General features: G+C 71.3%; 18 protein-coding genes and 2 pseudogenes. 17 read left to right on the plus strand and 3 right to left on the minus strand.

Features of this window, described 5'->3' with window-relative positions; all coding sequences use genetic code 11:
- The first annotated feature begins 62 nt into the window (after positions 1-62).
- The 11 genes and pseudogenes from cpaB (at position 63) to AOK00_RS08705 (ending at position 8,423) form a co-directional block, all read left to right on the plus strand.
- Positions 63-770, plus strand: a complete 708-nt coding sequence (gene cpaB / locus AOK00_RS08655) for a Flp pilus assembly protein CpaB (protein WP_055599725.1) — start codon at positions 63-65, stop codon at positions 768-770.
- A 7-nt stretch (positions 771-777) separates the two neighbouring features.
- Complete coding sequence (locus AOK00_RS08660) at positions 778-2,046, plus strand: AAA family ATPase (RefSeq protein ID WP_055599726.1); 1,269 nt, start codon at positions 778-780, stop codon at positions 2,044-2,046.
- A 3-nt stretch (positions 2,047-2,049) separates the two neighbouring features.
- Positions 2,050-2,427: a TadE/TadG family type IV pilus assembly protein gene (locus AOK00_RS08665; RefSeq protein ID WP_055599727.1), complete on the plus strand. Its 378-nt coding sequence runs from the start codon at positions 2,050-2,052 to the stop codon at positions 2,425-2,427.
- Positions 2,424-2,810 (plus strand): TadE/TadG family type IV pilus assembly protein, encoded by a 387-nt coding sequence (locus AOK00_RS08670; protein WP_055599728.1) that lies wholly within the window; start codon positions 2,424-2,426, stop codon positions 2,808-2,810. Before AOK00_RS08665 ends, AOK00_RS08670 begins: the two co-directional genes overlap by 4 nt.
- Positions 2,811-2,826: 16 nt before the next feature.
- Complete coding sequence (locus tag AOK00_RS08675) at positions 2,827-4,173, plus strand: CpaF family protein (RefSeq protein WP_055599729.1); 1,347 nt, start codon at positions 2,827-2,829, stop codon at positions 4,171-4,173.
- A 31-nt stretch (positions 4,174-4,204) separates the two neighbouring features.
- Positions 4,205-5,146 (plus strand): type II secretion system F family protein, encoded by a 942-nt coding sequence (locus AOK00_RS08680; RefSeq protein WP_030320522.1) that lies wholly within the window; start codon positions 4,205-4,207, stop codon positions 5,144-5,146.
- A 16-nt stretch (positions 5,147-5,162) separates the two neighbouring features.
- Positions 5,163-6,050 carry a DUF5936 domain-containing protein gene (locus AOK00_RS08685; RefSeq protein WP_055599730.1) on the plus strand — a complete coding sequence of 296 codons (888 nt, stop codon included), beginning with the start codon at positions 5,163-5,165 and terminating at the stop codon, positions 6,048-6,050.
- A 290-nt stretch (positions 6,051-6,340) separates the two neighbouring features.
- On the plus strand, positions 6,341-6,559 hold the full coding sequence (locus AOK00_RS08690) for a hypothetical protein (protein WP_079041900.1): 219 nt from the start codon (positions 6,341-6,343) through the stop codon (positions 6,557-6,559).
- A 38-nt stretch (positions 6,560-6,597) separates the two neighbouring features.
- Positions 6,598-7,206, plus strand: a pseudogene (locus AOK00_RS08695) (pilus assembly protein TadG-related protein); the annotation flags it as partial.
- 14 nt (positions 7,207-7,220) lie between these two features.
- Positions 7,221-7,793 carry a hypothetical protein gene (locus tag AOK00_RS08700; RefSeq protein WP_055599731.1) on the plus strand — a complete coding sequence of 191 codons (573 nt, stop codon included), beginning with the start codon at positions 7,221-7,223 and terminating at the stop codon, positions 7,791-7,793.
- Between the two features lie 9 nt (positions 7,794-7,802).
- Entirely contained in the window at positions 7,803-8,423 is a 621-nt protein-coding gene (locus tag AOK00_RS08705) for an OmpA family protein (protein ID WP_055599732.1), read from the plus strand.
- A 35-nt stretch (positions 8,424-8,458) separates the two neighbouring features.
- On the opposite strand, the gene AOK00_RS08710 is transcribed toward AOK00_RS08705, so the two are convergent.
- Entirely contained in the window at positions 8,459-9,385 is a 927-nt protein-coding gene (locus AOK00_RS08710; protein ID WP_055599733.1) for a hypothetical protein, read from the minus strand.
- Between the two features lie 122 nt (positions 9,386-9,507).
- Here AOK00_RS08710 and AOK00_RS08715 point away from each other — a divergent pair, with 122 nt between their 5' ends.
- Together AOK00_RS08715 and AOK00_RS08720 are read left to right on the plus strand one after the other, a co-directional pair.
- Positions 9,508-9,927 (plus strand): hypothetical protein, encoded by a 420-nt coding sequence (locus tag AOK00_RS08715; RefSeq protein ID WP_055599734.1) that lies wholly within the window; start codon positions 9,508-9,510, stop codon positions 9,925-9,927.
- Between the two features lie 30 nt (positions 9,928-9,957).
- The gene (locus AOK00_RS08720; protein ID WP_055599735.1) at positions 9,958-11,103 is read left to right on the plus strand and encodes a mannosyltransferase family protein; all 1,146 of its coding nucleotides are present in this window, start codon (positions 9,958-9,960) and stop codon (positions 11,101-11,103) included.
- On the opposite strand, the gene AOK00_RS08725 is transcribed toward AOK00_RS08720, so the two are convergent.
- Positions 11,075-11,482: a DUF192 domain-containing protein gene (locus tag AOK00_RS08725; RefSeq protein ID WP_055599736.1), complete on the minus strand. Its 408-nt coding sequence runs from the start codon at positions 11,480-11,482 to the stop codon at positions 11,075-11,077. The genes AOK00_RS08720 and AOK00_RS08725 overlap by 29 nt on opposite strands.
- Before the next feature lie 41 nt (positions 11,483-11,523).
- Here AOK00_RS08725 and AOK00_RS08730 point away from each other — a divergent pair, with 41 nt between their 5' ends.
- Positions 11,524-12,261, plus strand: a complete 738-nt coding sequence (locus AOK00_RS08730) for a prepilin peptidase (protein ID WP_055599737.1) — start codon at positions 11,524-11,526, stop codon at positions 12,259-12,261.
- A gap of 407 nt (positions 12,262-12,668) precedes the next feature.
- On the opposite strand, the gene mgrA is transcribed toward AOK00_RS08730, so the two are convergent.
- Positions 12,669-13,706: an L-glyceraldehyde 3-phosphate reductase gene (gene mgrA, locus AOK00_RS08735; protein ID WP_079041901.1), complete on the minus strand. Its 1,038-nt coding sequence runs from the start codon at positions 13,704-13,706 to the stop codon at positions 12,669-12,671.
- A 128-nt stretch (positions 13,707-13,834) separates the two neighbouring features.
- On the opposite strand from mgrA, the gene AOK00_RS08740 reads away from it, so the two are divergent.
- The 3 genes and pseudogenes from AOK00_RS08740 to AOK00_RS08750 all read left to right on the plus strand — a co-directional run.
- On the plus strand, positions 13,835-14,596 hold the full coding sequence (locus AOK00_RS08740) for an isoprenyl transferase (protein WP_030320536.1): 762 nt from the start codon (positions 13,835-13,837) through the stop codon (positions 14,594-14,596).
- 319 nt (positions 14,597-14,915) lie between these two features.
- Complete coding sequence (locus AOK00_RS08745) at positions 14,916-16,241, plus strand: PhoH family protein (protein ID WP_030320537.1); 1,326 nt, start codon at positions 14,916-14,918, stop codon at positions 16,239-16,241.
- Between the two features lie 373 nt (positions 16,242-16,614).
- Positions 16,615-16,939 (plus strand): annotated as a pseudogene (locus tag AOK00_RS08750) (lytic transglycosylase domain-containing protein); the annotation flags it as partial.

Below are 16,939 nucleotides of genomic sequence, written 5' to 3' on the forward strand. Positions count from 1 at the left end.
CGCCCCCGACCGTCCGCTCCCGTCCGCCCCGGACCCATGTCTCCGATCGAGGTAGTACGGCCATGAACTCCCGCCAGCGCCGCGGCGTGATCCTGCTGCTGCTGTCCGTCCTGTGCGCGATCGGCGCCTTCGCCGGTGTGCTCGCCGTCATCAGCGACGTGAACTCCAAGGTCGGCCCGGAGACCACCGCGTACCGGATCAAGGCGAACGTGGCCCCGTACACCCCCCTGAGGGCGAACCAGTTCGAGAAGATCACCATGCCGGAGCGCTGGCTCTCGAAGACCGCCGTCACCGACCTCCGCCAGATCGAGGGCCGGATCGCCGTCACCCAGCTCAAGGCCGGCTCGCTCCTCCAGTCCGACATGATCGTCGAGCAGCCCGAACTCCAGCCGGGCCAGCAGGAGATCGCGATCATGATCGACGCCGCCACCGGTGTCGCGGGGAAGATCACCGCGGGCGCCACCGTCAACATCTACGCCACCTTCGCGGGCGACAAGAAGGGCGAGGCCGCCCAGTCCCGCATGATCGTCGCCGGCGCCCGCGTCCTCGACGTCGGCAAGCTCACCCCCATCAGGGACAGCTCCCAGGGCTCCGCACGCGCCAACGAGGCCGTGCCGATCTCCTTCGCCCTCTCCACCCTCGACGCCCAGCGCGTCGCGTACGCCGAGTCGTTCGCCGAGCACGTACGCCTCGCCCTGGTCGCCCCCACCACCGGCGGCGCCCCCGCCGACCAGCGCGACCGCACCTACACGCTCGACAAGGACAAGTGAGGCCGGTATGACCACCAGGATCCTGCCGGCCGTCGGCGACCCCGACGCGGCCCGGTCCGTCACCACGCTCATCGGGCAGCTCCCCGACGCCGAGCCCGCCCCTCCGGTCACCGACTCCACCCAGCTCGTCGACACCCTCGCGCGGCTCGCCGCCGCCTCGCTCGACGAGCTTCCCGAGGTCGTCCTGGTGCACGAGCGGATCGGCCCCGTCCCGGCGCTCGACCTCGTCCGCGAGGTCGCCCTCCGCTTCCCCGCCGTCGGCGTCGTCCTCATCACCGCCGACGCGAGCCCCGTCCTCTTCTCCGCCGCCATGGACTCCGGCGCGCGGGGACTCGTCACCCTGCCCCTCGGCTACGAGGAGCTCGCCAGCCGCGTCCAGGCCGCCGCCCAGTGGTCCGTCGGCGTCCGCCGCCACCTCGGCGCGGGGGCCGACCAGGTCACCGGCCCCGGCGGCACCGTCGTCACCGTCAGCGGCGCCAAGGGCGGTGTCGGCGCCACCGTCACCGCCGTCCACCTGGCCCTCGCGGCCCGCGCCTCCGGGCGTACCGTCGCGCTCGTCGACATGGACCTCCAGAGCGGCGACATCGCCTCGTACCTGGACGTCCAGTTCCGGCGCTCCGTGGCCGACCTCGCCTCCATCGCCGACATCTCGCCGCGCGTCCTCCAGGACGCCGTGTACGTCCACGAGACCGGCCTCTCCCTGCTCCTCGCCCCGGCGGAGGGCGAGCGCGGCGAGGAGGTCACCGACCGGGCCGCCCGCCAGATCGTCAGTGCCCTGCGCGGCCGGCACGAGGTCGTCGTCGTCGACTGCGGCTCCCAGCTCAACAGCGCCAACGCCGCCGCGATCGAGATGGCCGACACCGCCGTCCTCGTCGCCACGCCGGACGTGGTCGCCGTCCGGGCGGCCAAGCGGACCGTACGCATGTGGGAACGGCTCCAGGTCCGCAAGGCCGAGGAGACGGTGACCCTGGTCAACCGGCACCACCGCTCCACCGAGATCCAGCCGCCCCTCGTCCAGAAGATCACCGGCACCCGGGTCGCGGGCGTCGCCGTCCCCGCCCACTTCAAGGAGCTCCAGGCGGTCGTCGACGCCGGCCGGCTGCACGAGCTCGACGCCAAGTCGACGGTCAAGCAGGCGCTGTGGGCCCTCGCCGGCGAGCTGGGCCTGGTCCAGGCACCGGCCGCGGCGCCGGCGGCCGGACAGCCCGGCAAACAGCTCGCACGGGCGGGCGACCGGGGCTCGCTGGGGCTGCGACGCCGCGCCGGAGGGCGCTGAACCATGCGCATCCACCAGGGCCCGGGCAGGGACGACAGGGGGCAGGTGGCGGTCGAGTTCCTCGGCATGGTGCCGCTGATCCTCCTGACCCTCGCGCTGCTCTGGCAGATCGTCCTGGTCGGGTACACGTACACGCTCGCGGGGAACGCGGCGGACGAGGCGGCGCGGGCGTGCGCCGTCGGCGACGACGGGACGGCGGCCGCCGGACGCCATATCGGCGGCGCCTGGAGTGTCTCCGGTGGGGGCTGCGGAGACGTGAGCGGCGGCATGGTCCACGTCCGGGTCTCCGTCGAGGTTCCGGTCCTCGTCCCCGGCCTGGGAGGCCTCTTCCCGGTGAACGCCAAGGCGGGGGCCGTGGACGAGAGGGGCCTCACGCGATGAGGAGAGACCCGCGAGAGGGGCGGCGCGACCGCGGCCAGGCCGCCATCGAGTACCTCGGCTTCCTGCCGATCCTGCTGATCGTCGGCCTCGCCGGGCTTCAGCTCGGCATCGCCGCGTACGCCGCGCAGCAGGCGGGCACGGCGGCCCGCGCGGCCGCACGGGCGGAGAGCAGCGACGCGGAGGACGGGCCCGACGCCCAGACGGCCGCCACCGCCGCCGTGAGCGGCTGGGTCGACCCTTCCGTCGTAGTCGGCTCCCCGGGGGGCGACGAGGTCACCGTCACCGTCAGAGTGAAGATCCCGTCCGTCGTGCCCTTCGTGGACGACTTCGGCAGCGTCGAGAAGACCGCCACCATGCCCCTGCCCGACGAGGAGGACGAGTGAGAAGGGACCACGAATCATGAGTCTGCGGGCCCGGATCAACGCCCCCGAGGACCACGGGGGCGGCGCGGCGGCCAGGGAGGACGGCCATCTGGTCGCCTCCTTCCGCGCCAAACTCCTGGAGGAGATCGACCTCACCGAGATGTCCGCGCTCGCGGCCGCCGAGCGGCGCGCCCGTCTGGAGCGCGTCCTCGGGCACATCATCAGCCGCGAGGGGCCCGTCCTCTCCACCGCCGAACGGGCCCAGCTGATCCGTCGTGTCGTCGACGAGGCCCTCGGGCTCGGCGTACTCGAACCGCTCCTCGAAGACGCCTCGATCACCGAGATCATGGTCAACGGCCCCGACCAGATCTTCATCGAGCGGGCCGGCCGCGTCGAACTGCTGCCGCTCCGCTTCGCCTCCCACGACCAGCTGATGCAGACCATCGAGCGGATCGTGTCCACCGTCAACCGGCGGGTCGACGAGTCGAACCCGATGGTCGACGCCCGACTGCCGTCCGGCGAGCGCGTCAACGTCATCATCCCGCCCCTCTCGCTCACCGGGGCCACCCTCACCATCCGCCGCTTCCCCCGGGCGTACACCCTCCACGAGATGATCGGCCTCGGTTCGCTCGACGAGCAGATGCTGCTCCTGTTGTCGGGACTGGTTCAGGCCAAATTCAACCTGATCGTCTCGGGTGCCACCGGCACCGGTAAGACCACGCTCCTCAACGCCCTCTCCGGACTCGTCCCCGACGGCGAGCGCATCATCACCATCGAGGACTCGGCCGAACTCCAGCTCCAGCAGTCCCATGTGATCCGGCTGGAGGCCCGCCCGCCGAACATCGAGGGCCGCGGAGCCATTTCCATCCGCGATCTCGTCCGCAACTCGCTCCGCATGCGGCCCGACCGGATCATCGTCGGTGAGGTCCGCGGCGGCGAGACCCTCGACATGCTCCAGGCGATGTCCACCGGCCACGACGGCTCGCTCGCCACCGTCCACGCCAACTCGGCCGAGGACGCCCTGATGCGGCTCCAGACGCTGGCGTCGATGTCGGAGGTCAAGGTGCCGTTCGAGGCGCTCCGGGACCAGATCAACAGCGCCGTGGACGTCCTCGTCCAGCTCACCCGCCACCCCGACGGCACCCGCCGGATCACCGAGATCTCCGTCCTCGCCTCCCACGGGCGCGAGCGCTTCCTGCTCGCCACGGTGTGCCGCTTCCAGGCGCAACCCGTGGCCGCGGACGGGCGGGTGTACGGGCAGTTCACGTACCACCCGCTGCCGAGGCGGGTAGCGGAGCGGCTCTACCTGGCCGGCCAGCCCATTCCGCAGGCCTTCGGCGTGGCCGTGACGGATGCCCACCTCACCACCCGCGAAGCCGACTGATGCCGACGAGAGCCGACGAGGAGCAAGGCACATGATCGACCCCTTCTGGCTGACGATCGGCGTCGCGCTGCTCTGCTGCGTCCTCGGCATCATCGGGATCCAGCTGTACGCGAGCGGGGCCCGCCGGCACGCGGCGCTCGTCGCGCGGCTCGACGAGTCGGGCGCGCCCGAGGCGACCGGCCGTCGCAGGCGCCGCTTCCAGGGCGTCGACCGGCGCGTCCGCCGGACGGCCCTCGGCCGGAAGCTGGAGCTGCGGATCGCGGCGACCGGTCTCGACATCACGCCGGGCGAGTTCACGGTGGCCCTGGCGGCGACGGTGGCGGTCCTGTGGGTCGTCGGCCAGTCCGCGCTGTCGCCGTTCTTCGGCCCGATCTGCGGACTGCTCGGCGTCTGGGTGGCCATGGGCTATCTCGGCTGGCAGCGTCAGAAGCGCATCGAGAAGTTCATCAACCAACTCCCGGAACTCTCCCGCATCCTGGCCAACGCCACGCAGGCCGGACTCGCGCTCCGGATGGCCCTCAGTCTCGCCGCCGACGAGATGGAGGCGCCGGCCGGTGACGAACTGGAGAAGGTGGCACAGCAGCTGGCCGTCGGAACGTCGCTCGACGACGCCCTGGGGGAGCTCGCCGAACGCCTCCCGTCCCGCGAACTCGTAGTCCTCGTCACCACCCTGGTCCTCGCCAACCGGGCCGGCGGCACCGTCGTGTCCTCCCTGCGGAACCTCACCGAGACGCTGGAGGAACGCAAGGAGACCCGGCGTGAGGTCCGCACCCAGCTCTCGCAGGTGAGCATGACCGCGTACTCCGTCCCCGTCATCGGCGTCGGTTCGCTCCTGCTCATCGACAACATGCAGCCCGGCGCGCTGGACCGGATGACCGGTTCGGGGCTGGGGCAGTTCGCCGTCGTCGCGGCGTTCGCCCTGTACGTGGTGGGCTTCATCGCCATCCGCCGCTTCTCCAAGATCGACGTGTAGGGACGGGACAGCCGCCGTGGACCTCCTCCTCGCCCTCCTCGCGGGCCTCGCCGTGGCCGGGGCCGCGTACGGCATCCGCCTCTACCGCGCGGACGCCAAGCTCCCCGACGACCTCCGGCTCGCCCTGGAGGTCGGCGCCACCCGCACCGGGGCCGTCGACTCGGCCGTCGACCGCCTGGGCATGCAATGGTCGCCGACCGTGCTCCGCCTGATGGGCCCCAAGAGGGTCAACGCGGTCCGGCGCCGGATCGACCTGGCCGGAAACCCCGGCGGCCTGACGATCGACCGGTACGGGGCGAGGCGGGCGGTCTACGGCTTCCTGGGGGTCCTGGGCGGCCTGCTGATGCTGAGCAGGGGATCCTTCCTGGTCGCGGTCCTCCTCTTCGCCTTCGGCGCGTTCTGGACGGAGGTCGGCATCTGGTCGGCGGTCCGCATCCGCAAGGACCAGATCGAACGCACGCTGCCGGACTTCCTGGACGTGCTGGCGGTCGTGGTCTCGGCGGGCCTGGGGTTCCGGCAGGCGCTGGAACGGGTGGCGGAGAAGTACGAGGGCCCGTGGGCGGACGAACTCCGCATCACGCTCCGGCAGATGGACATGGGCGTGAGCCGCCGCCAGGCCTTCGACGAACTGCGCCGCAGGAACGACTCGGAGCAGGTGGCGCAGTTCGTGACGGCGCTGCAGCAGGGCGAGGAGCTGGGCGCGCCGATCGTGGACACGCTGATCCAGATCGCGAACGACATGCGGCGCACGGACGCGCAGAACGCGCGCAGGAAGGCGGCGAAGGCGGTCCCGAAGGCGACGATGGTCATCACGACGCTGATGGTCCCGGCGACGATGATCCTGCTGGGCGCGGGCCTGTTCCTGGGCACGGGAACGGACTTCGGGTCGGTGACGGGCGAGTGAGGGGCCGAGGGGGAGGGCGGTGACATATTCACGGGAAAGGCCTTCGCGCGCACAACAGGATGTGCCACAGTGCGGACTGAGTGTGAGGGAGGGGGGTGATGGTCGTGATTGCGAGGAGCCTTGAGAACCGTCACATCGCCACCCGCACACGGGCCGAGGCCATAGCCTCCCGGCTGGGCAGGAGGCCCAGCCGATGATCAGGGCCCACACGGCCCACGGGCCCTGTCCGCCGACCCGCCGGTCGGCGAACCGTACCCGAGCACAGGCGTCTGAACGCGGAGGGGACCACGATGAACGACGCGATGCTGAAGGCCCTGACGAGGGCCAAGGTGGGAGTGACCGCGCGACTGCTGCGAGGGGATCGCGGGCAGACGGCGGTGGAGTATCTGGGGATCATCGTGGTGGTGGTTGCGATCGTGGTCGCGATCACCGGCACGGACATCGGGCAGTCGATCAAGGGTGCGATCAGCCAGAAGATCGCGGAGCTGACTGGTGGCGGCGGCGAGTAGGCGCTGCATGCCGGGGGCGGGACTCAGGGCAGGCGTTCCCGGTATACATCGCTGCCATCGGGGGTCTGCTGTTCTTGGCGTTCGTCTACTTCGTGGTGGGGCAGGCCGCGGCGACGCGTAACGGCGCCCAGACTGCGGCCGACGCGGCGGCACTCGCAGCCGCGGAGGATGCCCGGAATCAGCTCCGCGAAGGGTGGCTCGGAGTGGTTCTCGATCCTGAACAGTGGGACGGGTTCCTCAAGGGGAGGACCTACGACACCTCCTCGGCGTGTCGGCACGCAGCTGCCTTCGCAGCGAAGAACGACGGGGTGCTCCCAGACGGCGATTGCATCCGTCTTGCGGGACAACAGGGTTTCAGCGTCACCGTGCGTACGGAGGAAAGCGTCGGTCTCCCGGGAGCCGAGGCGCAGCATGCCGTCGCATCCGCGAAAGCGCTGATCGAGCCGAAATGCACCTTCACGGCCCCGGACGAGCCTGAACCGGAGCAAACCGCGCCGGATCCCGACCCCACGGAACCGGAGGAGGAGCCGGAGCCGATCACCGGACTCATCTGTGGTGAAGAGGCCTGGACGATTGACCCCGACGACCCGGTTCTGCCCAGTGCCGTAGATCTCTTCACTGTCCGGCTGGCCGGCGACGACGAGTAAAGGAAGCGCGCTTCATGAATGTTCGGTACGCCCGAAAGGGGCTGGCCTCCCTCGCGGTCGGGTCGATGGCACTTCTCGCGGTCGGCTGCGGAGCCGAGGAGAAGCCGAAGACGGACAAGCCGACCGCGACCACTGCGGCACCTCAGAAGACGCAGGAAGGGCAACAGCCGCAGAGCACGGAGGAACCCGTGGAGGTGGTGGCCAAAGTCAAGGGTCAGAAGGGACTCGAGCTGGAGATCAACTCTGCGGAACGCGACGCAGGAGGATTCCTCACCGTCAAGGGGCGATTGCGGAACACCTCTGGCGCCATCAGCGTCGTTCCTCCTCAGACAAGCGGTGATGAGACAGAAGTGGTTAAACACGGGACTTCGTTGGGGGGCGCCACCCTTGTCGACGCCGTTGGCAAGAAGCGCTACTACGTCCTGAGGGATACCGATGGGCGGCCGCTCACCACCACTGGGCTCGACAGCCTGGGTCCCAGTAAATCCACCGCCGTCTTCATGCAATTCCCCGCACCCCCCGCCTCCACCACCGAAGTCTCCTTCCAGCTCCCCACCTTCGAACCCGCCACCCTCAAACTCTCCTGAGGCGACGCCATGACGACGACATCCCGACGCCTCGCCGCCCTTCTGGTCGCCTCCGTCGCCCTGGGGCCCCTCGCCGTGCCCGTCGCGTACGCCGACGATCCGCCCGGGTCCGCCGCCAGCGCCTCGCCGCCCCCGGCCATCGACCCCAACGCGCCCGGGCTGATGCTCCCCGACGGTGCCACCCTCGCCGCCGCCAAGGTGCTCGACATCAAGCAGATCGTCGAGGACGAGGGTGGTGAGCAGCGCCGTCAGGACACCAACGTGGACGTGACGTTCGCGCTGCAGGCCGAGGTCCTGTTCCCCAAGAACAGTGCCAAGCTCGGGGCCGCCTCCCACGCCCGAATCGCCGCCATCGCCGCCGAGATCGACAAGCTCGGCTCCGGCCGGGTCCGCGTCTTCGGGTTCACCGACAACCTCGGTACGTACGAGCACGGGCTCAAGCTGTCCAAGGAGCGGGCCGTCGCCGTGCAGCAGGTCCTCGCGCGGAGTCTCGACCCGGGCACGACGTTCGACATCCGCGGTTACAGCGAGGACTACCCGATCGCCGACAACGGCTCCGAGGAGGGCCGCAAGAAGAACCGTCGCGTCGAGATCTCGTTCCCCCGCACCACGCCACCCGTCGCGCCCTGAGGGCGGGCGGGGCGACGTCTCGTCGGTCCTCCCCGTCAGAGAGCGAGCGCCGCCCTGATCGTGGCCGTCATCCGGTCCGGATGCCGGAAGACCTCGCCCGCCGTGAACCGCAGCATCCGGCGGATCTCCGGGCAGGACTGCAGCGCGTTGAAGCGGGCCACGTCCCGCTCGTGGGCCCGGCGGGTGCCGTGGAAGGCGTAGCCCTCGACCTCCACCGCCAGGCCCTGCGCGCGGAACAGGAAGTCCGGGCGCAGGGGTGGTCCGGCCGCCGTCCGCAGGATCGGCTGGCATTCCGGGAAGAGGCCCGCGTCGCCCATCCGCAGCCTCGCCACCGTCTCCGCCGGTGAGCCCGACGCCGGTGCGGCGAGCCGCAGCCAGGCCCGGGCGCGGGACGCTCCCCGCCGGGGCGCGGCGAGTTCGGCGGCGAGGTCCTCGTATCGGACGAGTGCCTCGCGCCGCACCCCCTCGACCGCCCGCCGCGCGAGTGCCGAGTCGGCGACCACCACGGCCTCCTCCCGGCTGCCGGCCGCCCGTATCAGGTCGCCGACCGTCCGCGCCGGGGTCGTCGTCCGCAGGCCCCGGCGTATCGACCCGTCGCCGGCCGTCAGGAACCTCGTGCCGTGGACGCGCACCCGCGTCCCCTCGCCGACGGTCGAGCGGGACCGGGCCGGGGCGGTGAACTCCAGACGGTCCACCGGTCCCGGCGCCCCCAGCCGCTCGATGCGGTGCAGTCTCGCCGCCGTCCCGTGGCTGCACACCCACTCCGGGCGCAGGAGCTGGAGCGCCGTCGCCCGCACCCGCCAGTCCACGTCCTTGCCGGGGGCCGCCCACGCGCCCCGGCAGATCCGCTGCCAGCCGTCCCCGCGCAGACGGCCGGTCAGACGGCCCGGCGGCCAGCCCGCCGCGACCGCCCAGACCGTCAGGAGGACCCCGCCCCTGGCGAGGATCGCCAACTCGTACATACGCCCAACGAACCACGGAAGGGGGACACTTCGCACCCCCTGTGGAAAACCTGTCGAAAGCCGTCGTCAGGAATGCGCAAAGGTGGGGGGACAAGCTCGTCGGGCAGGAGCATTCTGGACGGATGACGACGACGGGCGAGACTCCGGGCGCGGCCCCGGGTCTGCGGAGCGCGCAGAGTGTCCAGAGCGCGCAGAGTGTGCAGTTGGTCAGCGATCTCGTCACCCGGATCCCCGAGTTCCGGGACGTGTACGAGAACCATGTCTTCCATCAGGGTGGTGTGCATCCGCACGTGTTCTTCTGGGACGTCGTCCAGGACACCGTCCGCTCCTTCCTCGGCGAGTCCCCGTGCGCGACGGACTGGCGCCGCACCCTCGCCTTCCTGGAGGAGCAGAGCTGTCGTGGTGTCCTCGGCGTCGACGAGGTCATCGTCACCTCCTTCCTCGGCGACCTGCCCTCCCCGCACGAGCCGGGGCACGCCATCGTCCAGCAGCTCGGCCCCGTCATGGCCGCGAAGTTCGTCCGCATAAGGCCGCTGGGCTGAGGCACGCGCCCCGCCGGGATAATCGGGCGCATGTCCCCGCCGTCCCCGCCCGTACTCAGCCGTCGCACCCGCGCTGTCCGTCCCCTCCGTACCCTCGACCCCGCCGTCCTCGCGGTCGGCGGGTACGCCGTGACCCGCCTCATCGGCCTGGCGGTCCTCGCTATCGCCTCCGCCGTCGCCGGCGAGGACGGGCTGCACCGGCTCAAGGGCCGCTGGGACTCCGTCTGGTACGTGCGGATCGCCGAGAACGGTTACGGGTACCAGGCCACCCTGCCGAACGGCGACGTCCACCCCGACCTGGCCTTCTTCCCGCTCCTCCCGGCCCTGGAGCGCGGCCTGTCCGACGTCCTCCCGCTGGACGCGGCCACCGCCGGGCTGCTCGTCTCTTGGACGGCCGGGCTCGCCGCGGCCTGGGGCATGTTCCGGTGCGGCGAGCAGGCCTTCGGAACCCGCGCCGGCGTTCTGCTCGCCGTCCTCTGGGGCGTGTACCCGACCGCGTTCGTCCAGTCGATGGCGTACACGGAGACGCTGTTCACCGCCTTCGCCGCCTGGTCGCTGTACGCGGTCCTGCGCGGGCGCTGGATCCTGGCCGGCGCCCTGTGCGTGGCCGCCGGGCTCACCCGGCCGACGGCCGTCGCCCTGATCGCCGCCCTCGGGATCACCGCACTCGTCACGCTGGTACGCGACCGGAGGCTGCCCCCGCGGACGGTGGCCGGGGTCCTGATCGCGCCGCTCGGCTGGCTCGCGTACATCGCGTACGTCGGTGTCCGCCAGGACAGTGCGACCGCCTACTTCGACGTGCAGGCCGCCTGGGGCAACTCCATCGACGGCGGTGTCGCCCTCGCCCGGTTCATCGCCGGCCTGCCGTGGCCCGCCGCCCTCGGCCTCTGCGCGGCGCTCGCGCTGCTCGGATGGCTGGTCGCCCTCTGCGTGCGGCAGCGGCAGCCGCTGCCCCTGCTCGTCTACACGACCGGCGTCGTGTTCGTCTCGCTCGTCGGCGCCGCGTACTTCGGCTCCCGGCCGCGGCTGATGATGCCCGCGTTCGGGCTGCTGCTCCCGCCCGCCGTGGCCCTCGCGCGGCTCCGGGTCCGGACCGCCGTGCCGGTCCTCGCCGGGCTCGCGCTCGCCTCCGCCGTGTACGGGGCCTTCACCCTGCTGGGGTCGGGCCCGCCGTGAGGTCCCCGTCCGGGCTCCCGGGCCCGGTGCCCGTCTCCACGCGCACGCGTACCCCCGGCCGCAGCCCCCAGCCCGCCATCGCGCCCGCCTCCGCCTCCAGGACGTGGCGGCCGCGCGGCCGGATCATGCCGAGCCGTCCCGGGCGCATCGTGACGACGGAGCGGACCGTGAACGAGCGGTCCAGATAGGCCACGTCGATCGCGAAGCGCATCCCGAAGGTGTGCACGCTGTTCGTCCGGACGATGAGCATCGCCCCCGCGATCCCGTCCCGCCCGAGCAGCCCCCGCCGCCGCGCGCGGTACGAGGCCGCCACCTCCAGTGGCACCTCCCGGACCGTGCCGGTCGCCAGCGTCCCCGTCCCGTCCGCCCATTTCCCCATGCGCCAGACCGTAGCGGCCCGCCGACCCTAGGGTCGGCTCCGTGTACGTCACCGTGATCGCCCTCGCCGCCCTCTGGGGCGCCGCCGCCGGGCTGCTCGTGCCGCGCGCCGCGTACCGGCTCTCCGTGGCGCCCGAGGAGCCGTGGCGCGACCGCTGCCCCGCCGGGCACGTGCTCGTGGGGCCCGCGCGCGGCTGGCTCGGCGGCCCCGGGCGGCAGGAGTGCGCGACGGTCCCCGGGCCGCTCGCCGCGCCTCTGCTCACCGCGCTCGCGTGCGCCGCGCTCGCCGCCGCCACCGGCGGGCCCCGGCCCGAGCTGGCGGTCTGGCTGCTCGGCGCGCCCTTCGCCGTTCTCCTGGCCAGTGTCGACGCGCGCGTGCACCGGCTTCCGGACGGTCTCACCCTGCCGCTCGCCGCCGCGGTGCCTCTGCTCCTCGGCGTCGCCGAGCTCCTGCCGTACGACGCGGGCTCCTGGCTCCACGCGCTGCTCGGCGCGCTCGCGCTCGGCGGGGCCTATCTGGTGCTCTTCCTGGTCAACCCGAGCGGACTCGGTTTCGGGGACGTCAAGCTGGCTCTGCCGCTCGGTGCCGCACTCGGCTGGTACGGCTGGGGCGTGCTCTTCGCCGGGGCCTTCGCGGGGTTCCTGCTCGGCGCGCTGTACGGCCTCGGACTCGTCCTGCTTCGACGCGCCGACCGCTCCTCGGCGATCCCCTTCGGCCCGTTCATGCTCGCGGGCGGGTTGCTGGGGCTCCTCCTCGGCGCGTTCACCGCGCTTCCCTGACCTGTGCCCGCAGGTCACCGCCCCGTCGCCCGCCGTGACGGCATCGGCTCGCGCACCCGCGCGTCCGGGTCCTGACCTGCCGGAAAACCGTCCCGGGCGGCTGCCCCCGTCAACGCGGCGCCCGGCCCGGGCGGTCCCTCTTCGGAGGGACGGAACTCCGCCGCCGCGCCGGGGCGCAAACCCGCCACAGCCCCCTGCATCCCTTGTCCCGACTGGGATCCGGCGAATTCGCCGAGGTTCGTTCGGCGTACGTGGCGCGCAACACGACTATCGAAGGGTTATGGTGGAAACCCCCCCTCGGGCCGGTCCGTATCCCCCCCACGGACCGGCCCGTTTTTTCTTTCCCGGATCCCGCCAGTGCCTGCCCCGGATCCCCACAGGGCCTGCCCCCGGTCACTCCGGAAGCGTCAGCCCCGGCCGGCCCAGATGTTCGTGCCCTGGGTGTCCACGGCGAACGAGTCGATCTCCGTCAGCTCGTCGGAGGTCAGCGGCGCGGCCGCGAGAGCCGCCACGTTCTCCTCCAGCTGGGCGACGCTGGACGCGCCGATCAGCGCCGAGGTCATCCGCTCGTCGCGCAGCACCCACGACAGCGCCAGCTGCGCCAGCGACTGGCCGCGCCGGCCCGCGATGTCCGCGAGACCGCGCAGCCGCCGCAGCACCTCGTCGGAGAGCAGGTTCGGGTCGAGGGACTTGCCCTGGGTGGCCCGCGAGCCCTCCGGGATGCCCTTCAGGTACTTGTTGGTGAGCAGCCCCTGTGCCAGCGGCACGAAGGAGATGCAGCCCATGCCGGCCTCCTCCAGCGTGTCGAGGAGACCGTCGTCCTCGGTCCAGCGGTTGATCATCGAGTACGAGGGCTGGTGGATGAGGGCCGGGACACCCATCTCGCGCAGGATCCGCGCGGCCTCGGCGGTCTGCTCGCTGTTGTACGAGGAGACGCCCACGTACAGCGCCTTGCCCTGCTGGACGGCGGAGGCGAGGGCCCCCATCGTCTCCTCCAGCGGGGTGTGCGGGTCGAAGCGGTGCGAGTAGAAGATGTCGACGTGGTCGAGGCCCATCCGGTTCAGGGAGGCGTCGAGCGAGGACAGCAGGTACTTGCGGGAGCCCCACTCGCCGTACGGGCCGGGGTGCATCTCGTACCCGGCCTTGGTGGAGATGACCAGCTCGTCGCGGTAGGGCGCGAAGTCCTGGGCGAAGAGCTTGCCGAAGTTCAGCTCGGCGGAGCCGGGCGGCGGCCCGTAGTTGTTCGCCAGGTCGAAGTGGGTGACGCCGAGGTCGAAGGCGCGGCGCAGGATCGCGCGCTGGGTGTCGAGCGCGCGGTCGTCGCCGAAGTTGTGCCAGAGGCCGAGAGAGATCGCGGGAAGCTTGAGGCCGCTGCGGCCCGAGCGGCGGTACTCCATGGAGTCGTAACGGTCCGCGGCGGCGCGGTACAGGGGGGAATCAGTCACGTATCTCTGCTTATCACGGACTTGTGACAGTCCCGGGCTGGGAGCCTGTCGCCCGTCCGCAGTAGTGTGGCGGCTTGCGGACCGCCGCGGCATGGCGGGCCTGCCGTTGCATGGAGAGGTAAAGAACAGTGAACCTGCGCGACCTGGTGTACGGGCTCTACGCACGCCGGGTGGAAGGCCGCCTCGACCATGCCCAGGTGCCCAAGCACATCGGGGTCATCCTCGACGGGAACCGCCGCTGGGCCAAGGCCTCGGGCGGCACGCCCGAGCAGGGCCACAAGGCGGGCGCGGACAAGATCCAGGAGCTGCTCGGCTGGTGCGCCGAGACCGACGTCGAGGTCGTCACGCTCTGGATGCTCTCCACGGACAACCTGAACCGGCCCGAGGAGCAGCTCGTCCCGCTGCTCGGCATCATCGAGAACGCCGTGCGGGCGCTCGCCGCCGACGGCCGCTGGCGCGTCAACCACGTCGGCACGATGGACCTGCTGCCCGCCCGTACCCAGTCGGTGCTCAAGGAGGCCGAGCAGGCCACCCACGACAACACGGGGATACTCGTGAACGTGGCCGTGGGCTACGGCGGCCGGCAGGAGATCGCGGACGCGGTCCGCTCGCTGCTCCTGGAGCACGCGGAGCGCGGCACGAGCTTCGAGGAGCTCGCCGAGATCGTCGACGTCGAGCACATCTCGGAGCACCTCTACACGCGCGGTCAGCCCGACCCGGACCTGGTGATCCGCACCAGCGGCGAGCAGCGGCTGTCCGGATTCATGCTGTGGCAGAGCGCCCATTCCGAGTACTACTTCTGTGAAGTGCACTGGCCGGCCTTCCGTAAGGTCGACTTCCTGCGGGCGCTGCGCGACTACGCCGCCCGTCACCGGCGTTACGGAACCTGATTCCCGGCGTCCCCCCGGCTCCCCGGAATACCCCGGGGGCCCGATCGGAACCGATCACCTCGTGTTCACGAACACGTCGTCATATGCCATGGCATGGCAGAGCCTGTTCGAGGGCATATCCCTGGTGAAGTGAGCGGCACGGAGACCGCCACCCGGGAGGCCCCTTGCACCAGGACGACCGTGCGGGACACGTACGGGAGAAGCGGAGGGCCGTGGTTCGGCCCGTGCACGGCGGCCCGAACCCGGTCCCATTCCGCAGCGACACCGGTTCCGTCGCACCCCGACCTCACAGGGGTCTTCCGAGGGGGTCTGTCCTTCCGTGGTGACCAGCACGAAGCGCCGCCTTTCCGACCGGCGCACCTATGTTCTCGACACCAGCGTCCTGCTGGCCGACCCCAACGCCATGTCGCGCTTCGAGGAGCACGAGGTAGTGCTCCCGATCGTCGTGGTGACGGAGCTGGAGGCCAAGCGGCACCACCCCGAACTCGGGTACTTCGCCCGGCAGGCCCTGCGCCTCCTGGACGACTTCCGGGTCCGGTACGGGCGCCTGGACGCCCCGCTCCCCATCGGGGAGCTGGGCGGCACCCTGCGTGTCGAACTCAACCATTCCGACCCCGGCGTACTGCCCGCCGGCTACAGGTTGGGGGACAACGACTCACGGATCCTCGCGGTCGCGCGGAACCTCCAGGCGGAGGGGTACGACGTCACGGTCGTCTCCAAGGACCTGCCGCTGCGCATCAAGGCCTCGTCGGTCGGACTCCTCGCCGAGGAGTACCGCGCCGAGCTGGCCATCACGGACGCCAACGGCTGGACCGGGATGTCCGAGCTGGCGCTCTCCGGCGAGCAGGTGGACCTGCTCTACGACCAGGAGTCGCTGTACGTGCCGGAGGCCGCCGAGCTTCCGGTCCACACGGGCCTGGTGCTCCAGTCGGAGCGGGGCAAGGCGCTCGGCCGGATCACCGCCGAGGGGAACGTACGGCTGGTCCGCGGCGACCGGGAGGCCTTCGGGCTCCGCGGCCGCAGCGCCGAGCAGCGGATCGCGCTGGATCTGCTCCTCGACCCGGACGTCGGCATCATCTCCATGGGCGGCCGGGCCGGCACCGGCAAGTCCGCGCTCGCGCTCTGCGCGGGCCTGGAGGCGGTCCTGGAGCGCCGTCAGCACCAGAAGGTGATGGTCTTCCGTCCGCTGTACGCGGTCGGCGGCCAGGAGCTCGGCTACCTGCCGGGCAGCGAGGCGGAGAAGATGAGCCCGTGGGCTCAGGCCGTCTTCGACACGCTGTCCTCGGTCGCGAGCCGTGAGGTGGTGGAAGAGGTCCTCGGCCGCGGGATGCTGGAGGTCCTGCCGCTCACCCACATCCGGGGCCGTTCGCTCCACGACGCGTTCGTCATCGTGGACGAGGCCCAGTCCCTGGAGCGGAACGTCCTGTTGACCGTTCTGTCCCGAATCGGGGCGAATTCCCGGGTCGTTCTGACCCATGATGTCGCCCAGCGGGACAACCTCAGGGTCGGTCGGTACGACGGAGTCGTCGCCGTGGTCGAGAAACTGAAGGGGCATCCGCTCTTCGCCCATGTCACCCTCACCCGCTCCGAGCGCTCCCAGATCGCGGCGCTCGTGACGGAGATGCTGGAGGACGGTCAGATCTGACCCGATTCGTACGCGTCCGTACACGTACGGAAGTTGGCGCCGCCCGGCAGAGCGCAGGAGCTTAGCCGGACGGCGCCCCCATGTCCGCCCTATCTTCGAAAACACCTGCCCCCGCCCAGGTGTGAGCTTTCACACGCAACTCAGAATTGCCTTGCGGTGTCGCCGTCCGGCAGAGTCTTGCTTCCGTCAGGCCCCGCATACGGCACCCGTGCACCTTCAGGCGCACAACCACATAACTCCACAGCCGTTCGCCGTATGCCGCCCACAGCACCACGGGCCCGTGTCTTCTGTGACCGAGTACGTCGGAGACCAGCGCCAGGGGCACGATTTCGCCCGCGTGGTCACCTGTGCGGGCGTGCTGGAAGGAAACCGTGTGAGCCGGATCTCGGTCCGGGGATTCGCGGTGGCTTCTGCCACTGCGGTCACCACCGTCGGCGCCGTCATGGGCGTTGCGTCGGGTAACGCCGCTCAGTCCTCGGACGACAACTTCGAGGCCACCGCGGCCGACACCACGCTGCTCGCGGACATCCCCGTGGGCGAACAGGCCCAGGTACAGGTCTCGTCCCTCTCGGAGCAGGCCGACGTCCAGGCCGCCGCTGCCGACTCCGTCGCCAAGAAGTCCGCGGAGGAGACGGCTCGTCTCCGCGCCGCCAAGGACGCCGAGGCGAAGAAGGAGGCGGCCGACAAGGCCGCCGCCG

It is taken from the genome of Streptomyces aureus (assembly GCF_001418135.1).
Lineage (GTDB): Bacteria > Actinomycetota > Actinomycetes > Streptomycetales > Streptomycetaceae > Streptomyces > Streptomyces aureus_A.